Here is a 7,360-nt window from a genome sequence, read left to right as displayed (position 1 = left end):
GTGATGGGGGCCAGGCGGGGGGTGGCCAGGCGGAGGTAGTCGTCGGTGTGCAGGGCGATCGAGCGGTCCAGGCGGGCTGCGTTGAAGAATAGTTCCGGCGCCTGCAGCAGGGCCGGGTCGGCGATGGTGTCCAGTTTGGGGTGGTAGCTGAAGGGCAGCACGGTGCCGCTCGGGCTGCCGGCCAGTTCCTCGGCCTTGTCGCGGGCGGCGAAGGCGGCGTAGGTGCCGGCCAGGAGCTCCTTGACCGCCCGCAGGTCCAGGCGGGCGTCGCCGGGCACGACGGCCAGCACGTAGCGGGTCTGCTTCTTGCCGGTCTTGACCATGACGATGAGGCATTTGGCGGCCTGGGCGACGTCGTTGCCGCGCAGGGCGCTGACCGCTTCGGTGCGTCCCTCGGGCGGGTGGTCGATCAGCCGGTAGCGCGCCCCGGCGCCGTCCAGGTCGGCGATCAGCCGGTCGTAGAGCTCCGCCCGGTCGGCGTCGGGGGTCGTGATCGCGGTGTCGGGTTCACCATTCACTGCTCAGTTGCTCCTTGGCCTGGGCGATGCGTTCCTCGTCGCGCTGGTAGAACACCCACTGCTTGATCTTCTTGCCGCGGACCAGCCCGGCCTGGGCGAGCACCCGCAGGTGCTCGCCGCAGGTGGGCTGGCTCACCCCGAGTTTCTGGGCGATGTACAGCGAGCAGACCCCGTCGTCGACCAGGTCGCCGTCGCGCTGCGGCGGGAAGTGCCGCACGGGGTCGCGCAGCCACTCCAGGATCAGCAGGCGCTTGTCGCTGGCCAGCGCCTTCATCAGCTCCACGTCCAGCACGCAGAGCAGTATGGCAATTAGCTAATTAACTGTCTAGCGGTGCCGGTCATGGGTCTGCGCGACGCACCGGCCAGCCGATCGAGGTCGTTCAGGTGGACGCAGGCTGGGCGGTCAGCAGTGACCCCGTCTCGCCGTTCGCGTGGGCGCATCCTCCCGGGACGGGTGGACGGCCCTGCCAAGGACCGGTTCGGGGAACCTGCTCACCCGCCGGGGGACGGCTGGTTGCCGGCGACCAGGTTGAAGGAGCCGGTGAGCATGTTGAGGGTGGCGAGGCCGGCAACGTTGCTCTCGGTGGGGGCCGCGGCCCGGCCCGCCTCGATGTGCGCGGCCAGGCAGGTACCGCAGCTGATCCCCTCTGGAGGCCAGCTCAGTTCCATCGCCCGGGCGAGGGCGAAGGTCAGGGGCTTCCGGCGATGGTGCTGCGGCGTTCGAGGAGGACGACGTCACGCCACCGGTCGTGGTGACGGGCGAGCCGGGTTCGGGTGCCGACGGTCCGGAAGCCCGCGGCGTGGTGGAGGCGCAGGCTGGCGGTGTTCTCGGGGAAGATGCCGGTCTGGATCGTCCAGATGCCGGCGGCCTCGGTGGAGGCGATGAAAGCGGTCAGCAATGCCCTGCCGATGCCGCGGCCGCGAGCTTGCGGAGCGATGTAGACGCTGTGCTCGACGACGCCGGCGTAGCAGCACCTGTCGGATACCGCCGTTGCGGCGATCCAGCCCAGCGCCGCGCCGCCGTCCACGGCTGCGGGGGTTCCGACGGCCACGTAGCGGTGCCGCGGCAGTCTGGACGCGTCGAAGGCACGCCAGGACGGCGCGGTGACCTCGAAGCTGGCATCGCCGGTGTCCAAGCCCATCTGGTAGATCGCCAGCACTTGGTCCGCGTCCCCGGGGCGCATGGGACGGATGGTGACCTGGGCAGGGGTGGTGGTCGTCGCGACTTCCGCCGAGGCCGGGAGGGCGCGGTGGTCCTTACCTGTCACTGCCCGGAAGTCCTGTCCGGCTTGGTGGCGTGAACGATGGCCGAGTGCGCTCCGCCCCGGGCCGCACTCGTGCCGGTGATGGTGACCTGGATGAACCCGGCCAGCCGCAGCGCCTTCAGATAGGCGTCAGCGGTCAGGGCCTGGGCGGCACATTGATGGCTCGGCTCGGCGGGACCCGCCTGGACGTCGTCGGCGACGATGTCGCTGATGCCCAGCCGTCCACCGGGGCGGAGGACGCGGAAGGCTTCGGCCAGGACGCGGGCCTTGTCGGCCGACAGGTTGATGACGCAGTTGGAGATGACCGCGTCGACGGCCGCGTCGGGCAGCGGGATGTCCTCGATGTGGCCGCGCAGGAACCGGACGTTGCCGAGACCGGCTTGTTCGGCGTTGGCCGCGGCGAGGGCGAGCATGTCCGGGCTGGCGTCCAGGCCGTAGGCGAGGCCGTCGGGGGCGACCCGGCGAGCCGACATCAGCACGTCGATTCCGCCGCCCGAGCCCAGGTCCAGGACGATCTCACCGGGCTTGAGGTCGGCGACGGCGACCGGGTCGCCGCAGCCGAGACTGGCGCGGACGGCGCCATCGGGGAGGCCGGTGAGGTCGTCGTAGCCGGCAGGACCGCAGCAGCCGCCGGTGGACGAGCATGTCTCGCCACCGATGGCGCGGGCGCCCTCCAGTGTGGCGCGGGCGAGGGCGCCGTAATGGTCCACGATCGCCGTTGACCGGTGGTCGTCGGGGTCCGTCATTTGAGAGGCTCCTCAGGCGGTGGGGCCGCAGGACGGCGGCATCGGGGCGGGGTTGCCCATGATGATGTCGGCGGCCGTGGGGAAGCAGTCCACGCAGGCGTCGTTGATCCGGTAGAAGCGCGCGGTGCCGCGGCTGTCGGCCAGCACGAACCGGACCTCGGCCAGCACTTTCAGGTGCGCCGAGACGGTGGACTGGCCGACGTCGACGAACTCGACGATCTCGCCCACGCTCATCGGGCGTCCCTGGCGGGCCAGCAGCGACACGATCTGGATTCGGGTCGAGTCGGCCAGCGCCTTGAACCAGGACGCGTACTCCGTTGCGGTGGACCGGTCCAGCGGGCCCTTTTCCATGTTCATCGTTAATCGACGATAGGCGATGAACATGGCGGAGGCAAGGGGCCGGGCGCGCGCTGCGGAAGCCCGCAGGTCAGCGGCTGCTGGGCGGGCAGCAGGTGCGCAGGTAGGTCTGGAGCTCGGTCAGGGACTGCTCGACGGCGTCGGCGTCGATGCGGTAGTAGACCTGCTTGCCGTCTCTGCGGGAGGTCAGCAGGCCGCCGCGGCGCAGGAGCGCCAACTGCTGGGAGGCGGTCGGCTGGGCGATGCCGAGGCGTTCGGCGACGGTGCCGACGGTGAGCTCGATCCCGCCGGCGAACAGCTCCAGCGCCGCCTGGCGCTGCTCGCTGGCCAGCGCCCTGAGGAACTCGCGCGCCCCGGCTCCGAGCTGAGCCGTCGAGGCCCCGCATCCGGTGTCCGCCGCCGCGCACGATGCGTCCACGGGCGCCGTCGGCCGCGGCGATGGTCCGGTCACGCGTTCGGTCAAAACTTCGGCTCTCCCCTCACGGCGGCGTCCGGCGGCAAGCCTACGCGATCCATCAACACATTGTAATATTATAATTTGATGATATGTTTTGGCCATGACCGCTCGAACAGCCGCACTGCTCATTGTCGGCGGCGGCCAGGCCGGACTGGCCACCGCCCGCATCGCCCGCACCCTCGGCCTGACCCCGCTGGTCCTGGAGGCCGCCGACCGGCCGGCCGGATCCTGGCCGCACTACTACGACAGCCTCACCCTGTTCTCCCCGGCCCGCCGCAGCGCCCTGCCCGGCGTGCCCTTCCCCGGCGACCCCGACCACTACCCGGCACGGGACGAGGTGGTCGCCTACCTGACCGACTATGCCGCCCGGTTGGATTCCGACATCCGCACCGGCCACCGCGTCGAACGCATCGCCCGTGCCGAGGGCGGGGCCGGGTTCCAGGCCGTCACCTCGGCCGGGGAGGTGTTCACCGCCCCGCTGGTGATCGCGGCGACGGGCGCGTTCAGCCGCCCGCACCGCCCCGCGCCGCCAGGGTTCGAATCCTTCGCCGGGACGGTGCTGCACTCGTCCGACTACCGGCGTCCCGAGGCGTTCGCCGGCCGGCGGGTGGTGATCGTCGGCGGTGGGAACTCGGCGGTGCAGATCGCGATCGAACTCGCCGCCGTCGCCGATGTCACGCTCGCCACCCGGCATCCGCTCCGCTTCATGCCGCAGCGGATCGCGGGCCGCGACATCCACCTCTGGCTGCAGCGCACCGGCCTGGACGGCGCCGGGTGGGCCAAGCCGCTGCTGACCGGAGGCAAGGGCACCCCGGTCATGGACACCGGCACCTACCGGGACACCGTCGCCTCAGGGAACCCCGACCGGCGTCCCATGTTCGACCGCCTGGACGGCGACCAGGTCATCTGGAGCGACGGCATGCGCGAGCACATTGATGTGCTCCTCCTGGCGACCGGGTACCGGCCCGGCGTCGACTACCTGGCCGGACTCGGAGCCCTGGACGAGGACGGGGCGCCCCGCCACCGTGCGGGGATCTCCACCGCCGTTCCCGGGCTCGGCTACGTCGGGCTGGAATGGCAGCGCTCGTTCGCCTCGGCCACCCTGCGCGGCGTCGGCGCGGACGCCCGCCACGTCCTCACCCGGCTGCTCAGGCAGTCACGTCGCACCGGAGTCCCGGTGCCCGCGGGCGATCCGGCGTCGGTTCAGGGGGGCAGACGCCGGTGAGGTCCGGTAGTGCGAACAGTCCCGACAGCCGGGTGAGGCGCTCGGGGATCACGCGGTAGTACACCCAGGTCCCGCGGCGCTCGCCCTCGATCAGCCCGGCCTGGCGCAAGATCTTCAGGTGGTGGGAGATGGTCGGTGCGGACACGGCGAAGGCGCCGGTCAGGTCGCAGACGCACGCTTCGCCGCTCTTCGCCGAAGCGATCAGGTTCAGCAGCCGCAAGCGCACGGGGTCCGCCAGTGCCTTGAAGACCCTGGCCAGGTCGGCCGCCTCGTCCTCGTCCATCACCGGGCCGCTCAACGGCTCGCAGCACGCCGGAGCGGAGACGTCCTCAAGTTCCATCGACCCAGCCACCTCCCTAATTTGACATCCATCTAATCAGTGATGCACTCTTGCGCTGATTCGATGTTAGTCGAAACAGGCGCCAGTGCCGTGACTTCGAAGGAGACGCCCATGAGCACCGGTACCGACCGGGACGAGCCCGCCGCCCCCGCGGTGGGCCAGGACACCGGTCAGCACACCCAGAGCGGCAGTTGCTGTGGCGTGAGCGCCTGCTGCACCGACGCTGAGCAGCCCGTCGACCCTGGAGCCACGCTGCTGCAGGCCAAGACCGAAGCCGGGTGCGGCTGCGTCGCGGACCACGACGGCGAGGACGGCCTGCCGGTCCTGGTGATCGGTGCCGGACCGGTCGGGCTGGCCACCGCCGCGCACCTGGCCGAGCGCGGCCTGGACTTCCGCGTGCTGGAGGCCGGTCCGGAGGTCGGCGCCGCGATCTCCGAATGGGGTCACGTCCGGCTGTTCTCGCCATGGCGCTACAACACCGACGCCGCCGCGCGCCGCTTGCTGGAGCCCACCGGCTGGACCGCACCCGACCCCGACCATCTGCCGACCGGTGCCGAACTCGTCCGCGACTACCTCGTGCCGCTCGCCGGCGTCCCGGAGCTGGCGGGCCGCATCCACACCGGGACGCGCGTCGTCGCCGTCACCCGCCAGGGCGTCGACGCCACCCGCACCGTCGACCGCGACGAGCATCCGCTGCTGGTCCGCACCATCGACGCCGCGGGGACGGTCCGCGACCTCACCGCCCGCGCCGTCATCGACGCCTCCGGCACCTGGGGACACCGCAACCCGCTCGGCCACTCCGGCCTGCCCGCCATCGGCGAAGACCAGGCCGCCCCTTACCTGGCGGGACCGCTACCGGACGTGCTGGGACGCGACCGCGACCGGTTCGCCGGCCGCCGCACCCTGGTCGTCGGCATGGGGCACTCGGCCGCCAACACCCTTCTCGCGCTGGCCGAACTCGCCGAGCAGGCCCCGGGAACCCGTGTCAGCTGGGCCGTCCGCTCCGCCTCCGTCGCCCGGCTCTACGGCGGCGGGGACGCCGACGGGCTGCCCGCCCGCGGGGCGCTGGGCACCCGGCTCAAGCAAGCCGTCGAGGCGGGTTCGATCGACCTGGTCCGCAGCTTCACCATCACCCGCTTCACCGTCCCCGAGGCCGGATCCGGCGAGCCCGGACCGGTCACCGTCACCGGTGACACCCCCGGCGGCGAGCGCGCCATCGCCGCCGACACCGTGGTCGCCGCCACCGGATTCCGTCCCGACCTGGACATGCTCCGCGAGATCCGCCTCGACCTCGATCCCGCCACCGAGGCGCCGGCCAAACTCGCACCGATGATCGACCCGAACTTCCATTCCTGCGGCACCGTCCCGCCCCACGGCGAACGCGACCTCGCCCACCCCGAAACCGGGTTCTACCTGGCCGGGATGAAGAGCTACGGCCGCGCGCCCACCTTCCTGATGGCCACCGGCTACGAGCAGGTCCGCTCCATCGCCGCCGCCCTGGCCGGCGACCGGGAGGCCGCTGACACCGTCCAACTCGACCTCCCCGAAACCGGCGTCTGCTCCACCGACCCGGTCACCGAAGACCGACTCCCCGGCGCGGAGGCAGGCGGATGCGGCACGTCCTGCGCCACCGAACCCGCGGTCGAGGAGAACCCGGCGTCCTGCTGCGGCACCTCGGACCAGGCACCGCAACCTGTCACCGTCGGTGCCCCGGCCGGTGTCGGCTTCGCCACCGGACGGGTGCACGGCCGCTCCGGTGACGTCGAACGCGGCGAAGGCTGAGCCCACGGTCGGTGAATACCGCATCCTCCATCCCGGTCCCGGCGGGCTCGACCGCCGGGACCGGCTCAGCGCGCGGTGTGCTGGCCGCCCTCTGCATCACCGAGATCACCAGCTGGGGCGTGCTGTACTACGCCTTTCCGGTGCTGGCCCCGGTCATCACCGCCGACACCGGCTGGTCCATGCCCGCCATCACCGCCGCGTTCTCCGCCGCACTCGTCGTCGCCGCGCTCGTCGGCGTCCCGGTGGGCCGCGTCCTGGACCGCCGCGGCCCGCACGCCCTGATGACAGGTGGTTCCGCCCTGGCCGCGATCGCGACCGTGGCGGTGGCGGCGGCGCCGTCACCGCTCTGGTTCGCCGCAGCGTGGTTCCTGGCTGGAGTCGCGATGTCGGCCGTCCTCTACCAGCCCGCCTTCGCCGCCCTCACCCGCTACTACGCGCCCCGCCATCTGCCCGCCCTCACCACCCTCACCCTCGTGGCGGGCCTGGCCAGCACCGTGTTCGCGCCGCTGACCGACGCCCTCGCCGCGCACCTGACCTGGCGCGGCGTCTACCTCGTCCTCGCCGCCGTCCTCGCCGCCGAGGGTCTCCAAGACCTCCTCGACCGCCGCGCCGTCGAGGAGGCAGAGCACGGTGAGCGGGCTCGCCGCCACCGCGTCCGCGGCCGTCGCGG

General features: G+C 72.0%; 11 protein-coding genes. 3 read left to right on the top strand and 8 right to left on the bottom strand.

Annotated elements, in window-relative coordinates; translation table 11 throughout:
- From E1266_RS33850 to E1266_RS33825, 7 genes are all read right to left on the bottom strand, one after another.
- Window positions 1–518: YbaK/EbsC family protein (locus tag E1266_RS33850; protein WP_132054113.1), on the bottom strand; the 518-nt coding region annotated here is incomplete at its 3' end.
- Window positions 508–810, bottom strand: a complete 303-nt coding sequence (locus tag E1266_RS33845; protein ID WP_165966312.1) for a helix-turn-helix domain-containing protein — start codon at window positions 808–810, stop codon at window positions 508–510. The genes E1266_RS33845 and E1266_RS33850, both read right to left, overlap by 11 nt.
- A 200-nt stretch (window positions 811–1,010) precedes the next feature.
- The gene (locus E1266_RS38490) at window positions 1,011–1,187 is read right to left on the bottom strand and encodes a hypothetical protein (RefSeq protein ID WP_165966311.1); all 177 of its coding nucleotides are present in this window, start codon (window positions 1,185–1,187) and stop codon (window positions 1,011–1,013) included.
- A gap of 20 nt (window positions 1,188–1,207) precedes the next feature.
- Window positions 1,208–1,786: a GNAT family N-acetyltransferase gene (locus E1266_RS33840; protein WP_243719226.1), complete on the bottom strand. Its 579-nt coding sequence runs from the start codon at window positions 1,784–1,786 to the stop codon at window positions 1,208–1,210.
- Window positions 1,783–2,529, bottom strand: coding sequence for a methyltransferase domain-containing protein (locus E1266_RS33835; protein ID WP_132054109.1), 747 nt, complete (start codon window positions 2,527–2,529; stop codon window positions 1,783–1,785). Before E1266_RS33835 ends, E1266_RS33840 begins: the two co-directional genes overlap by 4 nt.
- Window positions 2,530–2,541: 12 nt before the next feature.
- Window positions 2,542–2,886 carry a metalloregulator ArsR/SmtB family transcription factor gene (locus E1266_RS33830; RefSeq protein WP_132054107.1) on the bottom strand — a complete coding sequence of 115 codons (345 nt, stop codon included), beginning with the start codon at window positions 2,884–2,886 and terminating at the stop codon, window positions 2,542–2,544.
- Between the two features lie 70 nt (window positions 2,887–2,956).
- Window positions 2,957–3,349 carry a metalloregulator ArsR/SmtB family transcription factor gene (locus tag E1266_RS33825; protein ID WP_243719224.1) on the bottom strand — a complete coding sequence of 131 codons (393 nt, stop codon included), beginning with the start codon at window positions 3,347–3,349 and terminating at the stop codon, window positions 2,957–2,959.
- 94 nt (window positions 3,350–3,443) lie between these two features.
- On the opposite strand from E1266_RS33825, the gene E1266_RS33820 reads away from it, so the two are divergent.
- The gene (locus E1266_RS33820; protein ID WP_132054103.1) at window positions 3,444–4,568 is read left to right on the top strand and encodes an NAD(P)-binding domain-containing protein; all 1,125 of its coding nucleotides are present in this window, start codon (window positions 3,444–3,446) and stop codon (window positions 4,566–4,568) included.
- Here E1266_RS33820 and E1266_RS33815 read toward each other — a convergent pair.
- Window positions 4,492–4,908, bottom strand: a complete 417-nt coding sequence (locus tag E1266_RS33815) for a metalloregulator ArsR/SmtB family transcription factor (protein WP_132054101.1) — start codon at window positions 4,906–4,908, stop codon at window positions 4,492–4,494. The two genes, E1266_RS33820 and E1266_RS33815, sit on opposite strands and share 77 nt — an antisense overlap.
- A 111-nt stretch (window positions 4,909–5,019) precedes the next feature.
- Here E1266_RS33815 and E1266_RS33810 point away from each other — a divergent pair, with 111 nt between their 5' ends.
- Both E1266_RS33810 and E1266_RS33805 read left to right on the top strand, forming a co-directional pair.
- A complete protein-coding gene (locus E1266_RS33810) occupies window positions 5,020–6,690 on the top strand; it encodes an FAD-dependent oxidoreductase (RefSeq protein WP_132054099.1) in 1,671 nt (556 codons plus the stop codon).
- An 11-nt stretch (window positions 6,691–6,701) separates the two neighbouring features.
- Window positions 6,702–7,360 (top strand): MFS transporter (locus E1266_RS33805; RefSeq protein ID WP_207946083.1); only part of this gene is annotated, 659 nt, incomplete at its 3' end.

Origin of the sequence: Actinomadura sp. 7K534 (assembly GCF_004348575.1) — a bacterium.
Classification (GTDB): domain Bacteria; phylum Actinomycetota; class Actinomycetes; order Streptosporangiales; family Streptosporangiaceae; genus Spirillospora; species Spirillospora livida.
The sequence above is the reverse complement of the archived record's forward strand: the minus strand, read 5'-3'. Positions and strand labels throughout refer to the sequence as shown.